The following is an 18,215-nucleotide window of genomic DNA, read 5'->3' on the forward strand; positions in this document are numbered from 1 at the left end:
CCGCCGCGCCCGAGTTCCACGTGTTCCGTGCGCGGAATTCCCACTGGTTCAGCGCACAGAGCACCCGTTTGGTGCGGGAGTTACGGCGTGGAAATCTCGTCCAGCGCTTGGGCGATCGCGGCTGGCAGGGCGTCCAGCGGAGCCCTCAGGATGTCTTCCAGCTGGGCGGGGGTGCGGGGCCCCACCACTGCCGTGCCGACGGCGGGCCGCTGCAGCACCCAGCTCAGCGCCAGGTCCAGCGGCCGGACGTCCAGGCCGCGCGCAGCGGTGGCCAGCGCATCCACGATCCGGGCCGGCCGGCCGCTCAGGTACGGTTCCACGTAGCGGGCGTGCTGCTCCGAGGCGGCCCGGGAATCGGCAGGTATGCCGGTACGGTACTTGCCGGTCAGGACGCCGCGCCCCAGCGGCGACCAGGCCATCAAACCCGGCCCGAGGGCGCGGGCAGCCGGGATGACCTCGTGTTCGGGCCGGCGGTGCAGCAGCGAATATTCGTTCTGCACCGCTACCAGCGGAACCGGGCTGGTCGAGACCGCGCGGGCCAACTGCCAGCCCGAGTAGTTGGACACTCCCACGTAGCGGGTACGGCCCGACGACACCGCATATTCGAGGGCCGACAGGGTTTCTTCCAGCGGCGCGCCGCCGTCGTCCCAGAGATGGACCAGCCACAGGTCCAGGTAGTCCGTGCCCAGCCGGGCCAGGCTGGCGTCCAGGCTGCGCAGCATGGCGCCGCGCGACGTGTCCACCTCGCGCCGGCCCTCGCTGCGCGTCACCCCCGCCTTGGAGACCACCAGCACTTCCTGCCGGGGGACCAGTTCGCCCAAAAACGCACCGAGCATGGCCTCGCTGCGGCCTTCGGCGTAGGGCGCGGCGGTGTCCAGCAGCGTGCCGCCGGCGTCCAGGTAGGCGCGCAGCATGGTGCCCGCGGCCTCCTCGTCCGTTTCCTCTCCCCACGTCATCGTTCCCAGCGACAGCTGCGGGACCTTCAGCCCGCTGTGACCCAAGCGATTGTGCTCCATAAAGCCAGCTTATGGCCTGCGGCGCCGTGCCCTTGGCAGCGGCCCGCCGTCCTCATACCATGGTCGGATCTTCGCCGCCGCGGCTGTGTCCGTTTCCGTTCCGCGGGCCTGCGTGCCATAAGGTCGAGGATGTGAATTGGCTAGAAGCAATCATCCTGGGGCTCGTGCAGGGCCTGACCGAGTTCCTCCCGATCTCGTCCAGCGCCCACCTGCGCATCGTCGGAGAGATCCTGCCCGGTGCCGCCGATCCCGGGGCTGCTTTTACCGCCATCACCCAGCTGGGCACGGAGACCGCCGTCGTCGTCTATTTTTGGCGCGATATCGTCAACATCATCAAGGCCTGGTTCGGCTCGCTCACCGGCAAGGTGCCGCGGAACGACCCGGACGCCCGGATGGGCTGGCTGGTGATCATCGGCTCGATCCCCATCGGCGTGCTCGGGCTGCTGTTCCAGGACCAGATCGAATCCACCTTCCGCAGCCTGTGGATCGTGGCCACCATGTTGATTGTCTTCGGCGTGTTCCTGGCCATCGCCGACTCCATCGGCCGCCAGACGCGCACGCTGGACAAGCTCACCTACAAGCACGGCATCCTCTACGGGCTGGCCCAGGCGCTGGCCCTGGTCCCGGGCGTCTCGCGCTCCGGCGGCACCATCACCGCCGGCCTGTTGATGGGCTACACCCGCGAGGCCGCCGCCCGGTATTCATTCCTGCTGGCGATCCCGGCGGTCTTCGCCTCGGGCCTGTACCAGCTGGCCAAGAGCTTCGGCGAACCCGGGCCCTACGGGCTGGGGGAGACCGCGCTGGCCACGGTGGTGGCCTTCGGCGTGGGCTTCGTGATCATCGGCTGGTTCTTGAAGTACGTGTCCACCCGCAGCTACCGGCTCTTCGTCTGGTACCGGATCGCCCTGGGCGCGCTGTTGTTCGTGCTGCTGGGCTTCGGAGTCATCAACGCCTGACGCCCGGGAATTTATCCGGCTCCTGCATCCTTGAATGTTAGGAGCGTAATTTACGACGGCGGCCCGCCCGCCATCTGCGTCCGTTCGCCTCATCGGAAGGAAACTCAAGAGTGCTTGGTTGGAATGCCCGTGCCGTACCCAAAATCCCGGGCGGCAAAGACGAACTGACCATCCACGACACCTCCGTGGGGTCGCTGGTACGGCTTGAGCCGTCCTCCACGGGAAGCCTGTACGTCTGCGGTATCACCCCGTACGACGCCACCCACATGGGCCATGCCGCCACCTACGTGGCCTTCGACCTGCTCAACCGCTATTGGCGCGACGCCGGCCGCACCGTCAAGTACGTGCAGAATGTCACGGACATCGACGATCCACTGCTGGAACGCGCCGAGGCCACCGGCATGGACTGGCAGCTGCTGGCGAAGGACCAGACCGAGCTGTTCCGCTCGGACATGGAAGAACTCAACGTCATCCCGCCCGAGGAGTACGTGGGAGCCGTGGAATCGATCGAGTGGATCGTTCCGGTGGTGGAAGACCTGCTGGCCCGCGGCCTCGCCTACCGCGTCCCCGGTGCCGGCGGCGAGCCCGACGGCGACGTCTACTTCGACTCCGTTGCCGCCGCAGGACCGGGCTGGCACAACGGCGCCACGTCCAGGCTGACCGAAGGTCAGATGCTGCCGCTCTTCGCCGAGCGCGGCGGCGATCCGGAGCGCCCGGGCAAGAAGCACCCGTTGGACGCACTGTTGTGGCGCGTTGCCCGCGACGGGGAACCCGAGTGGCCCGGCGCCTCCCTCGGCGCCGGCCGCCCCGGCTGGCACATCGAGTGTTCGGTGATCGCGCGCAAATTCCTGCCGGAAACCTTTGACGTCCAGGCCGGCGGCTCGGACCTGAGCTTCCCGCATCACGAAATGAGCGCCGGGCACGCCTACGCGATGACCGGCAAGCCGCTGGCCAAGCACTTCGTGCATGCCGGGATGGTCGGCCTCGACGGCGAAAAGATGAGCAAGTCCAAGGGCAACCTCGTGCTCGTCTCGGCCCTGCGGGAGGCAGGCGTGGAACCGGCCGCGATCCGCACCGTGCTGCTGGGCCAGCATTACCGCAGCGACTGGTTCTGGACCGAGGATCTGCTCCGCCAGGCGCAGGCACGGCTTTCAGCCTGGCGCGACGCGGCCCCCTGCGTGCAGGCCGAACAGGTACCCGAGCTTGCGCAGCAAATCCGCCGGGCGCTCTCCAATGACCTCAACGCACCCGCGGCCCTGGCCGAAATCGACGGCTTCGCCGAGCACTCCCGCCAGCAGGCCGCGGGGCAGGCCCGGGACGGCGCCGAACAGTTCGCGGCGCTGCTCGACGCGCTGCTGGGCATCCGGCTCTAGTTCCGCAGCCGGAGCAGGAACAGCCAGGCCGGCGGGGCGGGCAGCGACCCTCAGCGGCGACGAGGTCGGCACGGGAATGCCGCCCCGACCGCCGAGCGCTGTGCCGTTCCTGCCCGGCCGTTACTCTTTCCCGCGCTTCTTCAGGTAGCGCTCGAATTCGCGGGCGATGGATTCCCCGGTCGCTTCCGGCAGCTCGGCCGTGTCCTTGGCTTCCTCCAGCTGACGCACATAGGCGGCGACTTCCGGATCCTCGGTGGCCAGTTCGTCCACGCCGCGCTCCCAGGCTTCGGCTTCTTCACTCAGGACCGACACTTCCAGCGGGACCTGCAGGATGTCCTCCAGCCGGTGCAGCAACGCCAGCTCCGCCTTGGGCGAGGGCGACTGTCCCACGTAGTGCGGCACCGCGGCCCAGACAGACATCGTGGGTATGCCGGCCAGCGAGGCGACATCGGACAACACCCCGACGATGCCGGTGGGGCCTTCGTATTGGCTGGATTCGGTATTCAGGGCGCGGCGGACGTCGTCGTCGTCGCTGGTGACCGTGACGGGAATGGGGCGCGTGTGCGGCACATCGGCCAGGAGGGCGCCCACCAGGATGATGCAGTCCACGCCCAGCTCTTCGGCGTGGGCCAACAGCTCCGCGGTGTAGGCACGCCAGCGGTAGGACGGCTCCACGCCGTGGACAAAGATGATGTCGAGCCGCGTGTCCGGGATGCTGCTGCGGGTCAGTTTCGTCGTCGGCCATTTGATCCGGCGTTCCCCGGAGCCGGTGCGGTGCACCACGGGCCGGGTGAACTGGAAATCGTAGTAAAGGTCCGGGTCCACCGTGGCCACCTTGTGGCTGTCCCACAGCCGGCTCAGGTATTTGACGGCGTCCGTGGCGGCTTCGCCGGCATCGTTCCAGCCCTCGAATGCAGCCAGCATCACGGTATAACGCCGCGGTTTCTCGCCGGGCTTCGTCTGCGGAAACAGCAAGTGCAAACCGCGCTGCTCGCCGTCGCCTTCCGTGGGCAGGTCGCCACTGTCCTGAGTACTCACGGTTTCACCCTAATCCTCCCGGCACGGCTTGTCAGTGAGCCAACATTCGATTCGCGCAAAGCATAGCCGCCCGATTCCGGTGCCGTAGCCCATGCCGGGGCCCGTGCCGGCGGCCATGCCGGGGCCGGGCAGGAAGGGCCCGTAGACTGGATGCATGCCCGTAATTGACCCTTCCCCCGCTGCGTCCAGCCATCCGTCGTCCGGCCTGCAGGCCGTTTTCTGGGACATGGACGGAACGCTCGTCGACACCGAGCCATACTGGATCGAAGCCGAATCCGAATTGGTCGCTTCGTTCGGCGGGGTGTGGAACGAAGAGCTGGGCAAGAAGCTGGTGGGCAACGCGCTGGAGACCTCGGCCGCCGTGCTGCAGCAGGCCGGCGTCGACCTGGGTATCCGCGAAATTGTCGACCGGCTGATCGACGCCGTGACCGAACGTGTCCTCGGCCGCATCCCGTGGCGCCCCGGCGCACGGGAGTTGCTCGCGGAGTTGGCCGAGGAACGCATTCCGGCGGTCCTGGTGACCATGAGCGAGACCAAGCTGGCCGCCGAGGTGGTCCGTGCCCTGCCTGAGGGCAGCTTCCGGCACCTTGTCACCGGTGACATGGTCACGCGCGGCAAGCCGGACCCCGAACCGTACCAGCAGGCCTTCGACTGGCTCAGCAGCCAGCTGCCCGGCGCCGACAAGCAGAACGTCGTGGCGCTGGAAGACTCGGTCCCGGGGGTTGCGTCCGCCGAAGCCGCCGGCCTCGTGACCGTGGCCATTCCGCACGTCGTGCCCGTTCCGCCGGCACCGGGGCGCCCGCACTGGGAGAGCCTGTCCGGGAAGGGCCTGAGGGACTTGGAGCGCGTCCTGGTGCGCGCCGCCCAGGAAGCAGGAGTATGAGCACGCAGACACCCCGCCCGCCCGAGGAAAAAGAACGCAGCGAAGGGATTCCCCTGGGACGCATGTTCGGTGTCCCGGTGGTGCTGGCCTGGTCCTGGTTCGTGATCGCCGCCTTCATCGTGCTGATCTTCGGCCCCCAGGTGCAGCGCCTGATGCCGGAAATCGGCGTGGGAGCCTACGCCGTGGCCCTCGGATACGCGCTGCTGCTGCTGTTCTCCGTGCTGGTGCACGAACTCGCCCACGCCCTGACGGCCCGGACCTTCCGGTGGCCGTCGGCCAAAATCGTGCTCAACCTCTGGGGCGGCCATACGCAATTCGACAACTTCAACGCCACGCCGGGCAAGTCCCTGCTGGTGGCGTTGTCCGGGCCCGTGGCCAACTTCGCGCTGGCCGGCCTCGGCATGCTGGTCTTGCCGCTGTTCCGCGACGAACCGATTCCGTTCCTGCTGACCGACATCTTCATCTGGGCCAACTTCCTGGTGGCCGTTTTCAATATCCTGCCGGGGCTCCCGTTGGACGGCGGACGGCTGGTGGAGACCGCCGTCTGGAAAGCGACCGGCAGCCAGGAAAAGGGAACCGTGGCGGCGGGCTGGGCCGGCCGCATCATCGTGGTGCTGCTGGTGATCGGCGTGATTGGCGTCCCGCTGCTGCGGGGCACAACGCCGGACCTCCAGATGGTGGTGCTCATGGTGCTGGTGTGCGGTTTCCTCTGGATGGGCGCCAGTTCGGCCATCTCGCACGCCCGGATGCGGCTGCGCCTGCCGTCCGTCAGCGCCGGTCAGCTCAAGCTTCCGGCCGCGTCGCTGCCCGCCACCGCCACGGTGGACCAGGTGCAGCAGCTGATCCAGGGGCACCCGGGGCTCTCCGTGGTGCTCACCGCCGCGACCGGCCAACCCGAAGCAATAGTGGACCGCGACGCGCTGGGCCAGGTGCCGCCGCCGGCCGCCGCCCGCACGCCGGCCGCGGCCGTCTCCCGGGCCTTGGCGCCGGGGGCGTACGTCCCGGAGGCGGCCGCCGGCCAGGAACTGGTGCAGTACCTGGCCCGGCTGGCCGGCAGCGAGTATGCCGTGATCGACGGCGAAGGCCGCGTGACCGGGGTGCTCCAGCAAAGCACGGTGGTCCGGGCCATCACCGGCAAGGCCGGCAGGCTCTGAGCCCGGCAACCGCTGACGCCGGGTACTTGACCGGCGGCCGGAATACAATCGACGAACCGGCCCGGCACGCACTGCCGCGGCCGCACCAACAACGACCGGAAGTGATCCACGCATGAGCTCCTCCACCAGCGCGCACGGCGCCGACCAGCGACGCGGGCCGTTCCGGCCCGGGGAACGGGTCCAGCTCACGGACGAAAAGGGCCGGATGAACACCATCACCCTGACGCCCGGTGGCGCATTCCATACGCACAAGGGCTTCCTTCCCCATGACGAGGTGATCGGCCGGCAAGAGGGCACCGTCGTGGCAAACACGGTGGGCCACCGGTACCAGGCCCTGCGCCCGCTGCTTTCGGACTTCGTGCTCTCCATGCCGCGCGGTGCCGCCGTCGTCTACCCCAAGGATGCGGCCCAGATAGTGACCATGGCGGACATCTTCCCGGGTGCCCGGGTGGTGGAGGCGGGCGTCGGCTCGGGTGCCCTGAGCATTTCGCTGCTGCGCGCGGTGGGCGACGGCGGACGGCTGCACTCGTTCGAGCGCCGCGAGGAATTTGCCGACGTTGCGCGCGGCAACGTGGAGACTTTCTTCGGCGGACCGCACCCCGCTTGGCAGATCTCGCTGGGTGATTTCCAGGACGAAGTCATCAAAGCCGAGGAACCCGGCAGCGTGGACCGGGTGGTGCTGGACATGCTGGCACCGTGGGAATGCCTCGACGCGGTGGCGACGGTGTTGGCGCCCGGCGGCGTGTGGATCAACTACGTGGCCACCGTTACACAATTGTCACGTACCGCCGAGGCGATCCGCGCCGACGGCCGGTTCACCGAACCTGACGGCTGGGAATCGATGGTGCGCGGCTGGCACCTGGAGGGCCTGGCCGTCCGGCCCGACCACCGCATGGTGGCGCACACCGGCTTCCTGCTCACGGCCCGCCGGCTGGCCGGCGGCGTGACCGGCTTGACGCCCAAGCGCCGTCCGTCCAAGACCGGCTTCGCGGCCGAGGACGTGCAGGTATGGACCGGCGACGAGGACGACTGGAATGCCGAGGCACTGGGGGAGCGGACCGTGTCCGACCGCCGGCTTCGCCGTGTCGCCAAGGATGCAGCATCCACCGTGCAGCGCGGAGCGTTCAAGGACCTCAATCCCGAAACCGACTGAGGCCTGACGCGGGCCGCTTCGGTGAGGACATTGGAACAACATGTCTCGGTTTGGCGTTTTCTTTCGTATACAGGTGCAGCCGGCTCGGGTGCCGGTTAGTGTCTAGGGAAGGAACCGATCACGGAAGCAGGTCGCGGTGATGAACGACCACCAGAACCAGAACAACCAACCGGCACCGGCTGAACGGCAGGACGACCAGCGCGACGCGTTGACGGTCGCCCAGCGCCAGATCAACGTACTGCGCGACAAACTGCGCCATTTGGACAAGCAACTGGCAGCAGCCACGCAAAACAATTCCCGGCTGGTCTCCACCCTCGAGACCGCAAAGACCGAGATCGTTCGGCTCAAATCCGCCCTCGAACGCGACGGCGAAACCCCCTTCAGCTTCGCGACCATCACCCAGGTCAACAAGGCGCAAAGGCCGCGGCCGGGCACGAGCAACGCTGCCATGGTGCAGGAGAGCGTGGACATAGTGCAGTCCGGGCGCAAGCTGCGCGTTGCGGTCAGTCCCTTGGTCAAGATGGACCACCTCGCTCCCGGCCAGGAAGTCCTGCTCAATGAATCGCTGACGGTGATCGCCGCGCTCGGCTTCGAGCGCTCCGGCGAGTTGGTCACCATCAAGGAAATGCTCGACGGCGACCGTGTGCTGGTGGTCGGACGGGCCGACGAGGAACGGGTCGTCAAGCTGTCCGGCGCCCTGCGGACCGAACGGCTCCGGGTCGGGGACGCCGTGTCCATCGACGCCCGCAGCGGTTACGCCCTGGAAAAGATCCCGCGCAGCGAGGTGGAAAACCTCATCCTCGAGGAGGTGCCGGACATCTCCTACGAGGACATCGGCGGCCTGGGTCCGCAGATCGACCAGATCCGCGACGCCGTCGAGCTTCCCTTCCTGCATCCCGACCTCTACCGCGAGCACGGGCTGAAGGCCCCCAAAGGCATCCTGCTCTACGGCCCTCCCGGTTGCGGCAAGACGCTGATCGCCAAGGCCGTGGCCAACTCCCTGGCCGCCAAGGCCATCGAGCGCAACGGCACCGACACCCGCAGCTACTTCCTGAACATCAAGGGACCGGAACTGCTGGACAAGTACGTGGGCGAGACCGAGCGGCACATCCGGCTGATTTTCGCCCGGGCACGCGAGAAGGCGTCCGACGGAAGCCCGGTGGTGGTCTTCTTCGACGAAATGGATTCGCTGTTCCGTACCCGCGGCACCGGTGTCTCCTCCGACGTCGAAACGACCATCGTGCCGCAGCTGCTGTCCGAGATCGACGGCGTGGAGAAGCTGGAGAACGTGATCGTCATCGGCGCCTCCAACCGCGAGGACATGATCGACCCGGCCATCCTGCGCCCCGGGCGGCTGGACGTGAAGATCAAGATCCACCGGCCGGACGCCGAGGCGGCCGCGGACATCTTCGCCAAGTACCTCACCACCAATCTCCCCATCCACGCCGAGGACCTCGCCGAGCACGGGCAGGACCGCAAGGCCACCATCGACGCGATGATCCAGCGCACCGTTGAGGAGATGTACTCCACGGACAAGTCGAACGAGTACCTGGAAGTCACCTACGCCAGCGGCGACACGGAGATGCTCTACTTCAAGGACTTCAATTCCGGCGCCGTCATCCAGAACGTGGTGGACCGGGCCAAGAAGAACGCCATCAAGGACCTGCTGACCAACCAGCAGAAGGGCCTGCGGATCGAACACCTGTTGAGCGCCGTGGTGGACGAATTCCGCGAGCACGAGGACCTTCCCAACACCACCAATCCGGACGACTGGGCGCGGATATCCGGCAAGAAGGGCGAACGGATCACCTACATCCGCACTATCGTGCAGGGCAAGGCCGGGCAGGAGGCCGGCAAGGCCATCGAAACAATGTCGAACACGGGGCAGTACTTGTGAGCGTCTATCGCGTGATGGGTTCGGAGACGGAGTATGGCATCCATGCTCCCGGCGAACCCCTGGCCAACTCCACAGTCCTCTCCTCGCAGGTGATCAACGCGTATGCGGCGACCATGCGGAAGGGCCTGGGGAACCTGGCCGGCACCCGTTGGGATTACACCGACGAGGAGCCGCTGCACGATGCCCGTGGATTCGACCTTTCGCGCGACCAGGCGGACCCGTCACAACTGACCGATGTCCCGCCGATCCTCGACGCCGAGCAGATAGCACTGGCCGGCGGCCGCGCGGCCGGCAACGAGTTCTACACGGACGAAGCCTCCGGCGTGCTCATGAACATGGTGCTCGGCAACGGGGCCCGGCTGTACGTGGACCACGCCCACCCGGAATACTCCTCGCCCGAGGTGACCAACCCGCTGGATGCGGTGCGCTGGGACAAGGCGGGCGACGCCGTCGTGCTGACAGCGATGCGCAGGATTGCCGCAGCGCCGGGGTTCTCACCCGTGAACCTGTACAAGAACAACACCGACAACAAATCGGTCTCCTATGGCGCGCATGAGAACTACCTGATGCCGCGCAGCGTGCCGTTCAACCGGATCGTCACGGGTTTGATTCCGTTTTTCGTGTCCCGGCAGGTCGTGTGCGGTGCCGGGCGGGTGGGGCTGGGCAGCAACGGCCGCACGCCGGGCTACCAGGTCAGCCAGCGTGCGGACTTCTTCGAGGCCGAAGTGGGGTTGGAGACCACCATCCGACGGCCCATCATCAACACCCGTGACGAACCGCATGCGGTCGCGGACAAGTACCGGCGGCTGCACGTGATCATCGGCGACGCGAACCTGAGCGAGGTGTCGATTTTCCTGAAGATGGGCACCACCGCCCTGGTGCTGTCCATGATCGAACACGGGGAAGTGCCGGACCTCCAGCTGGCAGACCCGGTGCAGGCCCTGCAGGCGATCAGCCACGATCCTTCCCTGCAGCAGAAGGTCCCGCTCAAGGACGGCAGCATGGTCACCGGCCTGGACCTGCAGGAGATCTACCTGCAGGCGGCGGTGGAGCACTGCCGCCGCCACGACACCGACAGCGGACAGACCGCGGACGTGCTTCGGCGCTGGGCTGAGGTGCTGGACACACTGCGCCGCGACCCGATGGACGCCGCCGACCAACTGGACTGGGTGGCCAAGCTCAAGCTGCTGCAGGCGTACCGGGACCGGGACAGCATGGAATGGGGCGACCCGCGCCTGGGCCTGATCGACCTGCAATATGCCGACGTCCGGCCCGAGAAGGGCCTCTACCACCGCCTGGCCGCACGCGGCCGGATCCGGCGGTTGCTCTCGGACGCCCAGATCGAAGCCGCGGTGGGCGAGCCGCCGGAGGACACCCGGGCCTACTTCCGCGGAAAGTGCATCCAGCACTTCCCCCAGGAGGTGGTCGGGGCAAGCTGGGACTCGGTGATTTTCGATCTTCCCGACCGGCGCCGGCTGCAGCGCATCCCCACCCGCGAGCCGTTGCGCGGCAACCGCGAACTCACCGGCAGGCTCTTCGAGGAAGCTTCGTCCGCGGAGGACTTCATCACGGCGTTGCTGGGCCCCGCGAACGAGCCCCACGTGGCAACATAGGCACTAGGACCGAGTCGATCGTCCCACCAGAAGGAGGCCATCATGGCAACCCAGGACCGCAAGAACGTGGACTCGCGCCGCGACGACGAAGAGTACGACGACGAGCCCACGCCCGAGCCTGCCGCCGCACCTGCCGCGCAGGCCGAGACCGAAGGCACCGATGATCTGCTGGACGAGATCGACGGCGTGCTGGAACAGAACGCGGAAGAATTCGTGCGCGGTTTCGTGCAGAAGGGCGGGCAGTAGTTGATGGACATGCCGGCCGGCGGTCCGGGCTCCGTTTTCGCCCAGATTTCCCATTCATCCACCGCCTCCTTCAGCGAGTACCTGGCGCGCACCGCCCCCGACCTGCTGCCGGGCGCCCGCGGAGCCCAGCAGCTGCCTGCGGGGGCGGCACCGATGGTGCCGCACGCCACCACCATCGTCTCGATGACGTTCGCCGGCGGCGTGCTCATGGCCGGCGACCGACGGGCAACGATGGGCAACCTGATCGCCAGCCGGCACATCGAAAAGGTCTTTCCGGCCGATTCCCATTCGCTGCTGGGCATAGCCGGCACTGCCGGCATCGCCCTCGACATCACGCGGCTCTTCCAGGTGGAACTTGAGCACTACGAGAAGATCGAAGGCACGCTGCTCAGCCTGGACGGCAAGGCGAACCGACTGGGCGCGATGATCCGGTCGAACCTGCCGATGGCGATGCAGGGCCTCGCCGTCATTCCGCTGTTCGCCGGTTTCGATGCCGAGCGCCGGGTGGGCCGGCTGTTCTCCTACGACGTAACGGGCGGACGCTATGAGGAGCAGGAGCACCACAGCGTGGGGTCCGGATCCGTCTTTGCCCGCGGGGCGCTGAAGAAGCTCTGGCAGCCGAACCTGGAGGAGGCGGCAGCGGTCCGCGTGGCCATCGAAGCCCTGTACGACGCCGCCGACGACGACTCGGCGACCGGGGGACCGGATGCCGTCCGGCAGGTGTGGCCCGTGATCTACACGGTCAACGCCGCCGGCGCCCGCCGGATTTCGGAGCGGGAGCTGGCCACCACGTCCGAGGCCGTCATCGGGGCGCGCGCCGTGGCCGGACGGGAGGCCTGAGCATGACGCAGCAGTTCTATGTCTCGCCCGAACAACTGATGAAGGACCGGGCGGACTTCGCCCGGAAAGGCATCGCCCGGGGCCGTTCGGTGGTCGTGCTCAGCTGCTCCGAGGGGATCGCGCTGGTCGCCGAAAACCCCTCGCCGGCGCTGCACAAGATCGGGGAAATCTACGACCGGATCGCCTTCGCTGCGGTCGGCAAATACAACGAATTCGAAAGCCTGCGCCAGGCCGGTGTCCGCTACGCCGACGTGCGCGGCTACTCCTATGACCGGGACGACGTCACCGGCCGCGGCCTCGCCAGCGTCTACGCCCAAAGCCTCGGCGCCGTCTTCACCGCCGACAGCAAGCCGTTCGAGGTGGAGCTCGCCGTCGCCGAGGTCGGCGATACCCCCGCCGAAGACCGGCTGTTCCGGCTGACCTTCGACGGGTCCATCGCCGACGAACGCGGCTTCGTGGTGATGGGCGGCTCGGCCGAGGCGGTGGGCGAGAGGCTGCGCGGCAACTGGGCCAGCGAGCGGGACTTTTCCGGCGCGGTCCGCGCAGCGGTGGCCGCCCTGTCGGGCGGGACCGGCGAGCAGGACGCCGGGCAGGGCAGGGAACTGCGTCCCGAGGGACTGGAAGTCGCCGTTTTGGACCGCGACCCGCTGTCCAACCGGGGGAGCCGGCGTGCCTTCCGCCGGTTGCCAACCGCTGAGCTGACCCGAATTTTAGGCGAGGAAACGGACGGCTAGCCATGGATCGACGCATCTTCGGGATCGAGACCGAATTCGGCATCTCCTATTCGGCGCCGGATTCGCGCCCGCTCTCGCCCGAAGAGGTGGCCCGCTACCTCTTCCGCAAGGTGGTCACGTGGGGCAGGTCATCCAACGTGTTCCTGACCAACGGGTCACGGCTCTATCTGGACGTCGGCTCCCACCCGGAGTACGCGACCGCGGAATGCGACGACGTCGCCCAACTGGTGGCGCAGGACCGGGCGGGTGAACTGATCCTCGAAGACTTAATGAACGAAGCCCAGGAGCGCCTGGCGCGGGAGGGCTTCGGCGGCAGCGTCTACCTGTTCAAGAACAACACCGACTCTGCCGGGAATTCCTACGGCAGCCACGAAAACTACCTGATCCCGCGCAAACTCGAATTCTCCCGGCTCGCCGACATCATGATTCCGTTCTTGGTGACGCGGCAGATCCTGGTCGGGGCCGGCAAGGTGCTCAAGACGCAAAACGGGTCCATCTACGCCTTCTCCCAGCGCGCCGACCACATTTGGGAGGGCGTCTCGTCCGCCACCACCCGTTCACGACCGATCATCAACACGAGGGACGAACCGCACGCAGATGCGGAGTACTACCGGCGCCTGCACGTCATCAACGGCGACTCGAACATGTCCGAGGCCACCACCATGCTCAAGGTCGGGACGGTGGACCTGCTCCTGCGGATGATCGAAGCCGGGGTCATCATGCGCGATCTCCGGCTGGAAAACCCGATCCGCAGCATCCGGGACATCTCGCATGACCTGACCGGCCGCAGGCCGCTGAAACTGGCCAGCGGGCGTGAGATGTCCGCGCTGGCCATGCAGCAGGAATACCTGTCCAAAGCCCGCGGCTTCGTCGAGGCCAACGGGGCACACAACCCGCATGTGGAACGCATCCTCGACCTGTGGGAACGGACCCTGGCGGCGGTCGAATCCGGCGACCACCGCGGCATTGAGCGGGAGATCGACTGGGCCATCAAGAAGCGGCTGATCAACCGGATCATGGACCGCCAGTCCATCGATCTGGATTCGCCGCGCATCGCCCAGGTGGATCTGACCTACCACGACATCTCCAGCCGGCGCGGCCTCTACCACCTGCTGCAGGCCCGCGGGGAGGTGGCACGGGTGGTGGAGGAACAGGACGTCAAGGACGCCGTGGACCGGCCGCCGCAGACCACCCGCGCCAAGCTGCGCGGCGACTTTGTCCGCGCGGCACGGGAAAACGGCCGCGACTTCACCGTCGACTGGGTGCACCTGAAGCTCAACGACCGCTCCCAGCAGACCATCCTCTGCAAGGACCCGTTCAGGAGCGAAGACCCACGGGTCGAGGCACTGCTCGCCACCTTGTGACCGCCACCGCATATTCCAAGCGGACCACCAGATTTCTCTGCGAGAATGTCCCGTGCCCGCAAGTTCCGCGATAAGAAAGTCGATTGTGCGCAAAATACTCTCCATCCTTCTGCCGGCCGCCTTGCTGCTCACCGCGTGCGGCGGTAACGACGCTTCGGGCTCGGACAGCCTGGATGACATCTCCGTGACCTCCGGCGCCGAGGGCGCCGCCCCCACCGTCGACTTCTCCGCGCCGCTGGAGCTGCCCGAATCCCGGGCCGAAGTCATTACCGAAGGCGAGGGGGAGGGTGCTGCCGCGGGCCAGTGGATCCGCTACCGGCTGCTGGCCAAGGACGCGGTCACCGGTGAACAACTGGGCGAAACCTACTCCGGCCTGGCCGACCAGACGGTGGAACTGAGCGAGGGCTTCGAAACCGCCGACCCGGCCCTGTACGAGGCGCTGCTCGGCTCCGCCCCGGGCAGCGAGATCGCCTACTACGTCCAGCCGCCGGCAGACGCCGGTGCTTCCGCGCCCGCCCAGAACCCGCAGCTGCTCTTCCTGACGGTGCAGGACGTCAAGGACAAGGGCGTCAAGGCCGATGCGGCCGAGGTCGCCGAACTGGAGAAGGCCGGCAAACTGCCGGAGATCACGCTCGACGACGGCGGCGTCCCCTCGGTCAAGATTCCGGAGGGCAACGACGCACCGGACAACCTCATCGTCAAGGTCATCGAAGAAGGCGACGGCAAGGAAGCCACCGAATCCAGCACCGTGAAGGCGAACTACGCGGGGTGGAACTGGGCTGCGGGCACCGAATTCGATTCCAGCTTCTCCCGCGGAGAAGCGACCGAATTCCCGCTCGACGGCGTCATCGAAGGCTGGACCAAGGGCCTGGCCGGCCTGAAGGAAGGCTCGAAGGTCATGCTGTCCATCCCCACCGAACTGGCCTACGTCCAGGGCCAGGGAGATGCTGTGGGTGACCTCATCTTCTATGTGGAGCTGACGGAAGTCCGGTAAGGGATGCCCCCGCGCGGTACGGTAACGTAGCCGACGGCAGCACCAGATACACGTCAAGCAAGAGAGGTTCAGCATGTCTTTTGGCAAGCGCGAATACGACCGCACCAAACCTGAGATCGACTTCCCCGGGACCGAAACCCCGCAGGACCTGGTGATCGAAGACATCATCGTGGGAGACGGCGCCGAGGCCAAGGCCGGCGACACCGTGTCCACCCACTACGTAGGCGTTGCCTGGTCCACCGGCGAAGAGTTCGACGCATCCTGGAACCGGGGCGCACCGCTGGACTTCCGCGTCGGTGTCGGCCAGGTCATCCAGGGCTGGGACCAGGGCCTGCTGGGCATGAAGGTGGGCGGCCGCCGCCGGCTGGAGATCCCGGCCCACCTCGCATACGGCGACCGCGGCGCGGGGTCCGCCATCGCGCCGGGCGAATCGCTGATCTTCGTGGTGGACCTGCTCGGCGTCCGCTGAGCCTAAGAAACCGAAATGCCAAGGGCGGAGCGACGGAGAACGTTAGTTCATCGTTACTCCGCCCTTCGGTGTTGACTTCACCCCGAAAGCCCGGAGCCAGTAACGTTTCAACTATGTCCGCCTCCAAGACCGAACGACTCCTCAACCTGCTGATCGCGCTCCTGGAACGTCGCCGCGGCTACAGCAAGGAAGAGCTGCGCGCGTTGATCCCGCCGTACCGGGAGGCGAACTCCGACGACGCCTTCAACCGCCTGTTCGAGCGGGACAAAGAGGACCTGCGGGAGATGGGCATCCCGGTGGAGACGTTCCCGGACGACACGCTCTACGAAAACGACAACAGCGGGCTGCGGTACCGGATTGACCGGCACAAGTACCGGCTGCCGGAACTCAACTTCAGCGCTCGGGAGAGCGCCGTGCTCTCGCTGGCCTCGCGCTTGTGGCAGCAGGCCTCGCTGGGGTCCGCAGCCGCCCGGGCCGTGCGCCGGCTGGACGTACAGGGAGCCCTGGCCGAGGGCGATCCACTGATCGGGGTGGAACCGCGCATCCGCACCTCGGAGCCGGCCTTCGAACCGCTGCTCAAGGCGGTGCTGGACCACACGCCCGTCTCCTTCGACTACCGGTCGCCCAAGGACGGCCGGCCGCAGCCGCGGCGGGTCGAGCCCTGGGGGCTGGGCAACCGTTACGGCCACTGGTACCTGGCCGGGCGGGACCTGGACCGGGACGCCCAGCGCACCTTCCGGCTCTCCAGGGTCACCTCCACGGTCAGGAAGCTGCCCGGGACGTACGGCATCCCGGAAGGCTTCGCCATACGTACGGTGCTGGACGGGCTGCAGGCGCCGGAGGACACGGGGACGGCTGTGCTCCTGCTCCGGCAGGACAAAGCCAACTCGCTTCGTGCGGCCGCGGCCGCCGCCGACGGCGTCCGGCCCCCGGCGGGCTGGGACGCGGTGGCACTTGGCTACGGCGACGCGGAGGTGCTGGCCGAGGAAATTGCCTCGCACGGCGCCAACGCCCTGGTACAGGGTCCGGACGAGCTGCGCGGCGCCGTGGTGCGCCGGCTGGAAGCCGCCCTGGCGGCCGCAACCCAAGCACCGCCGTCGTACTCCCTGCTGGAGGACGGCTCACGGCCGTCACGGAAGACGGGGTCCCTGGACCATCTGCCGCGGCTGCTGGACCTTGTCTCCTACGTCACGGCGAACCCGGGCGTGCCGCTGGACGCTACCGCCGAGAAGTTCAAGATCAGCAAGAACCAGCTGATCAAGGACCTGAACCTGCTGTTCGTCTGCGGGACTCCCGGCTACGGCCCCGACCAACTCATCGAAGCCTTCTGGGAAGACGGCACCATCTCCATCAACAACGCCGACGAGATCGACAAGCCGGTACGCCTGAGCCTGGACGAGGCGCTGTCGCTGGTGGTTGGCCTGCAGGCCCTCGAGACCGTGCCCGGGGTGGGGGAGCAGCCCGCCGTGCGCAGCGCGCTCAGCAAGCTGCTGGCGGCGGCCGGCGGTGTTGCCGCCCGCCATACGGCGATCGCCGCGGATCTGGCGGCGGAGGACAGCACGCCCGAGGTGCTCGCCCTGCAGGAAGCCGCGGCCTCCCGGCAGAGCGTGGACATCGACTACCTCGTGCCGTCGCGGGATGAGATGACGAACCGTCGGATCGATCCGCTCCGGGTCTTCGCCGTGGACGGTCACTGGTACACCGAAGCCTGGTGCCACCGCCAGCAGGCCGTGCGGCAGTTCCGGGTGGACCGCATGCGCTCCCTGGCCGCCACCGGCGAGCACTTTGAGCCGCCGGCCGAGCGGAGCAGCGAATTCCCCGACAGCCTGTTCACCCCGCAGGAGACGGACCAGGTAGTGGTGCTTCGGATCTCCGAGCGCCTGGCCGAACTCGCCGACCGGTACAACGCGCGGCGCCGCGCGGTCCTGGAAGACGGTTCGCTGGCAGCCGAAATCCGGTTGTCCACGACGGCGGTGCTGCCGGGCCTGGTGGCACGCCACGGTGGCGAGGTCGCCGTGCTGGAACCGGCGGAGGCGGCAGGCCAGACCCGGGAATGGCTGCAGCAGGCGCTCGAGGCCTACCGCGCGGCGCTGGCTTCCGCCGGAAGCTAGAGTGGAGAGCATGCCCCTCTGGTTCTGGATCCTGCTCTGGGTTGCCCTCTGCGCGCTGGCCCTGGTGTTCATCGCCCTGCTCGGCTGGCGGATTTTCCGCCAGTTCGTGCGAACTTTGCGTGAATTCGAGGCGGCGGCCGATCGGCTGGGCGCCGGACTCCAGACGGAACAGCAGCCCGCCGAACCGCACAGCCCCCGGCTGGCCCTCTTTGCCGATCCCGCGGTACTCAAGGAGGAATACTCCCTGGGCAAGGAGCGGCGGCGCGAGGAGCGGCGGCAACGCAGGTTTGCCCGGCGCGCGGCCCGCGGACAGCGGCAGTCCCTCCGGGATCTGCGGCTGTCCTGACCCGCAGATGGCATAGGATGGACTAGAC

General features: G+C 67.6%; 17 protein-coding genes. 15 read left to right on the plus strand and 2 right to left on the minus strand.

Annotation, left to right across the window (positions count from 1 at the left end; all coding sequences use genetic code 11):
- Positions 1-80: 80 nt before the first annotated feature.
- A complete protein-coding gene (locus AC5RVD_RS12285; protein WP_494127052.1) occupies positions 81-1,016 on the minus strand; it encodes an aldo/keto reductase in 936 nt (311 codons plus the stop codon).
- Between the two features lie 131 nt (positions 1,017-1,147).
- Between AC5RVD_RS12285 and AC5RVD_RS12290 the strand changes: the two genes are divergently transcribed.
- Together AC5RVD_RS12290 and mshC are read left to right on the plus strand one after the other, a co-directional pair.
- The gene (locus AC5RVD_RS12290; RefSeq protein ID WP_494111150.1) at positions 1,148-1,972 is read left to right on the plus strand and encodes an undecaprenyl-diphosphate phosphatase; all 825 of its coding nucleotides are present in this window, start codon (positions 1,148-1,150) and stop codon (positions 1,970-1,972) included.
- Positions 1,973-2,082: 110 nt separating this feature from the next.
- A complete protein-coding gene (gene mshC / locus AC5RVD_RS12295; protein ID WP_494127053.1) occupies positions 2,083-3,345 on the plus strand; it encodes a cysteine--1-D-myo-inosityl 2-amino-2-deoxy-alpha-D-glucopyranoside ligase in 1,263 nt (420 codons plus the stop codon).
- Between the two features lie 120 nt (positions 3,346-3,465).
- On the opposite strand, the gene AC5RVD_RS12300 is transcribed toward mshC, so the two are convergent.
- On the minus strand, positions 3,466-4,326 hold the full coding sequence (locus tag AC5RVD_RS12300; RefSeq protein WP_494111344.1) for a PAC2 family protein: 861 nt from the start codon (positions 4,324-4,326) through the stop codon (positions 3,466-3,468).
- Positions 4,327-4,537: 211 nt separating this feature from the next.
- Between AC5RVD_RS12300 and AC5RVD_RS12305 the strand changes: the two genes are divergently transcribed.
- The 13 genes from AC5RVD_RS12305 (at position 4,538) to AC5RVD_RS12365 (ending at position 18,187) form a co-directional block, all read left to right on the plus strand.
- Complete coding sequence (locus tag AC5RVD_RS12305) at positions 4,538-5,266, plus strand: HAD family hydrolase (RefSeq protein ID WP_494127054.1); 729 nt, start codon at positions 4,538-4,540, stop codon at positions 5,264-5,266.
- Positions 5,263-6,420 carry a site-2 protease family protein gene (locus AC5RVD_RS12310; RefSeq protein ID WP_494127055.1) on the plus strand — a complete coding sequence of 386 codons (1,158 nt, stop codon included), beginning with the start codon at positions 5,263-5,265 and terminating at the stop codon, positions 6,418-6,420. Before AC5RVD_RS12305 ends, AC5RVD_RS12310 begins: the two co-directional genes overlap by 4 nt.
- Before the next feature lie 112 nt (positions 6,421-6,532).
- Positions 6,533-7,573 (plus strand): tRNA (adenine-N1)-methyltransferase, encoded by a 1,041-nt coding sequence (locus tag AC5RVD_RS12315; protein ID WP_494111154.1) that lies wholly within the window; start codon positions 6,533-6,535, stop codon positions 7,571-7,573.
- 208 nt (positions 7,574-7,781) lie between these two features.
- A complete protein-coding gene (arc, locus tag AC5RVD_RS12320) occupies positions 7,782-9,470 on the plus strand; it encodes a proteasome ATPase (protein ID WP_493987534.1) in 1,689 nt (562 codons plus the stop codon).
- 14 nt (positions 9,471-9,484) lie between these two features.
- Positions 9,485-11,083 carry a depupylase/deamidase Dop gene (dop, locus tag AC5RVD_RS12325; RefSeq protein ID WP_494111345.1) on the plus strand — a complete coding sequence of 533 codons (1,599 nt, stop codon included), beginning with the start codon at positions 9,485-9,487 and terminating at the stop codon, positions 11,081-11,083.
- 42 nt (positions 11,084-11,125) lie between these two features.
- The gene (locus tag AC5RVD_RS12330) at positions 11,126-11,329 is read left to right on the plus strand and encodes a ubiquitin-like protein Pup (RefSeq protein WP_493978456.1); all 204 of its coding nucleotides are present in this window, start codon (positions 11,126-11,128) and stop codon (positions 11,327-11,329) included.
- A 3-nt stretch (positions 11,330-11,332) separates the two neighbouring features.
- On the plus strand, positions 11,333-12,169 hold the full coding sequence (gene prcB / locus AC5RVD_RS12335) for a proteasome subunit beta (protein WP_494111155.1): 837 nt from the start codon (positions 11,333-11,335) through the stop codon (positions 12,167-12,169).
- 2 nt (positions 12,170-12,171) lie between these two features.
- Positions 12,172-12,903 (plus strand): proteasome subunit alpha, encoded by a 732-nt coding sequence (gene prcA, locus AC5RVD_RS12340; RefSeq protein ID WP_494111156.1) that lies wholly within the window; start codon positions 12,172-12,174, stop codon positions 12,901-12,903.
- A gap of 2 nt (positions 12,904-12,905) precedes the next feature.
- Positions 12,906-14,267 carry a Pup--protein ligase gene (gene pafA / locus AC5RVD_RS12345; RefSeq protein ID WP_494127056.1) on the plus strand — a complete coding sequence of 454 codons (1,362 nt, stop codon included), beginning with the start codon at positions 12,906-12,908 and terminating at the stop codon, positions 14,265-14,267.
- A gap of 52 nt (positions 14,268-14,319) precedes the next feature.
- Positions 14,320-15,261 (plus strand): FKBP-type peptidyl-prolyl cis-trans isomerase, encoded by a 942-nt coding sequence (locus AC5RVD_RS12350; protein ID WP_494127057.1) that lies wholly within the window; start codon positions 14,320-14,322, stop codon positions 15,259-15,261.
- 73 nt (positions 15,262-15,334) lie between these two features.
- Positions 15,335-15,730: an FKBP-type peptidyl-prolyl cis-trans isomerase gene (locus AC5RVD_RS12355; RefSeq protein WP_493978452.1), complete on the plus strand. Its 396-nt coding sequence runs from the start codon at positions 15,335-15,337 to the stop codon at positions 15,728-15,730.
- Between the two features lie 113 nt (positions 15,731-15,843).
- The gene (locus AC5RVD_RS12360; protein ID WP_494127058.1) at positions 15,844-17,841 is read left to right on the plus strand and encodes a helix-turn-helix transcriptional regulator; all 1,998 of its coding nucleotides are present in this window, start codon (positions 15,844-15,846) and stop codon (positions 17,839-17,841) included.
- 10 nt (positions 17,842-17,851) lie between these two features.
- A complete protein-coding gene (locus AC5RVD_RS12365) occupies positions 17,852-18,187 on the plus strand; it encodes a hypothetical protein (RefSeq protein WP_494111160.1) in 336 nt (111 codons plus the stop codon).
- Positions 18,188-18,215: the final 28 nt, after the last annotated feature.

The organism is Arthrobacter sp. THG-b23, assembly GCF_059091265.1.

Bases quoted from the DNA above. Each gene is read 5' to 3' on its own strand.
- AC5RVD_RS12285 (WP_494127052.1), bottom strand. From the start codon at position 1,016: ATGGAGCACAATCGCTTGGGTCACAGCGGGCTGAAGGTCCCGCAGCTG.
- AC5RVD_RS12305 (WP_494127054.1), top strand. From the start codon at position 4,538: ATGCCCGTAATTGACCCTTCCCCCGCTGCGTCCAGCCATCCGTCGTCC.
- AC5RVD_RS12310 (WP_494127055.1), top strand. From the start codon at position 5,263: ATGAGCACGCAGACACCCCGCCCGCCCGAGGAAAAAGAACGCAGCGAA.
- AC5RVD_RS12315 (WP_494111154.1), top strand. From the start codon at position 6,533: ATGAGCTCCTCCACCAGCGCGCACGGCGCCGACCAGCGACGCGGGCCG.
- dop (WP_494111345.1), top strand. From the start codon at position 9,485: ATGGGTTCGGAGACGGAGTATGGCATCCATGCTCCCGGCGAACCCCTG.
- AC5RVD_RS12330 (WP_493978456.1), top strand. From the start codon at position 11,126: ATGGCAACCCAGGACCGCAAGAACGTGGACTCGCGCCGCGACGACGAA.
- prcB (WP_494111155.1), top strand. From the start codon at position 11,333: ATGGACATGCCGGCCGGCGGTCCGGGCTCCGTTTTCGCCCAGATTTCC.
- prcA (WP_494111156.1), top strand. From the start codon at position 12,172: ATGACGCAGCAGTTCTATGTCTCGCCCGAACAACTGATGAAGGACCGG.
- pafA (WP_494127056.1), top strand. From the start codon at position 12,906: ATGGATCGACGCATCTTCGGGATCGAGACCGAATTCGGCATCTCCTAT.
- AC5RVD_RS12355 (WP_493978452.1), top strand. From the start codon at position 15,335: ATGTCTTTTGGCAAGCGCGAATACGACCGCACCAAACCTGAGATCGAC.
- AC5RVD_RS12360 (WP_494127058.1), top strand. From the start codon at position 15,844: ATGTCCGCCTCCAAGACCGAACGACTCCTCAACCTGCTGATCGCGCTC.
- AC5RVD_RS12365 (WP_494111160.1), top strand. From the start codon at position 17,852: ATGCCCCTCTGGTTCTGGATCCTGCTCTGGGTTGCCCTCTGCGCGCTG.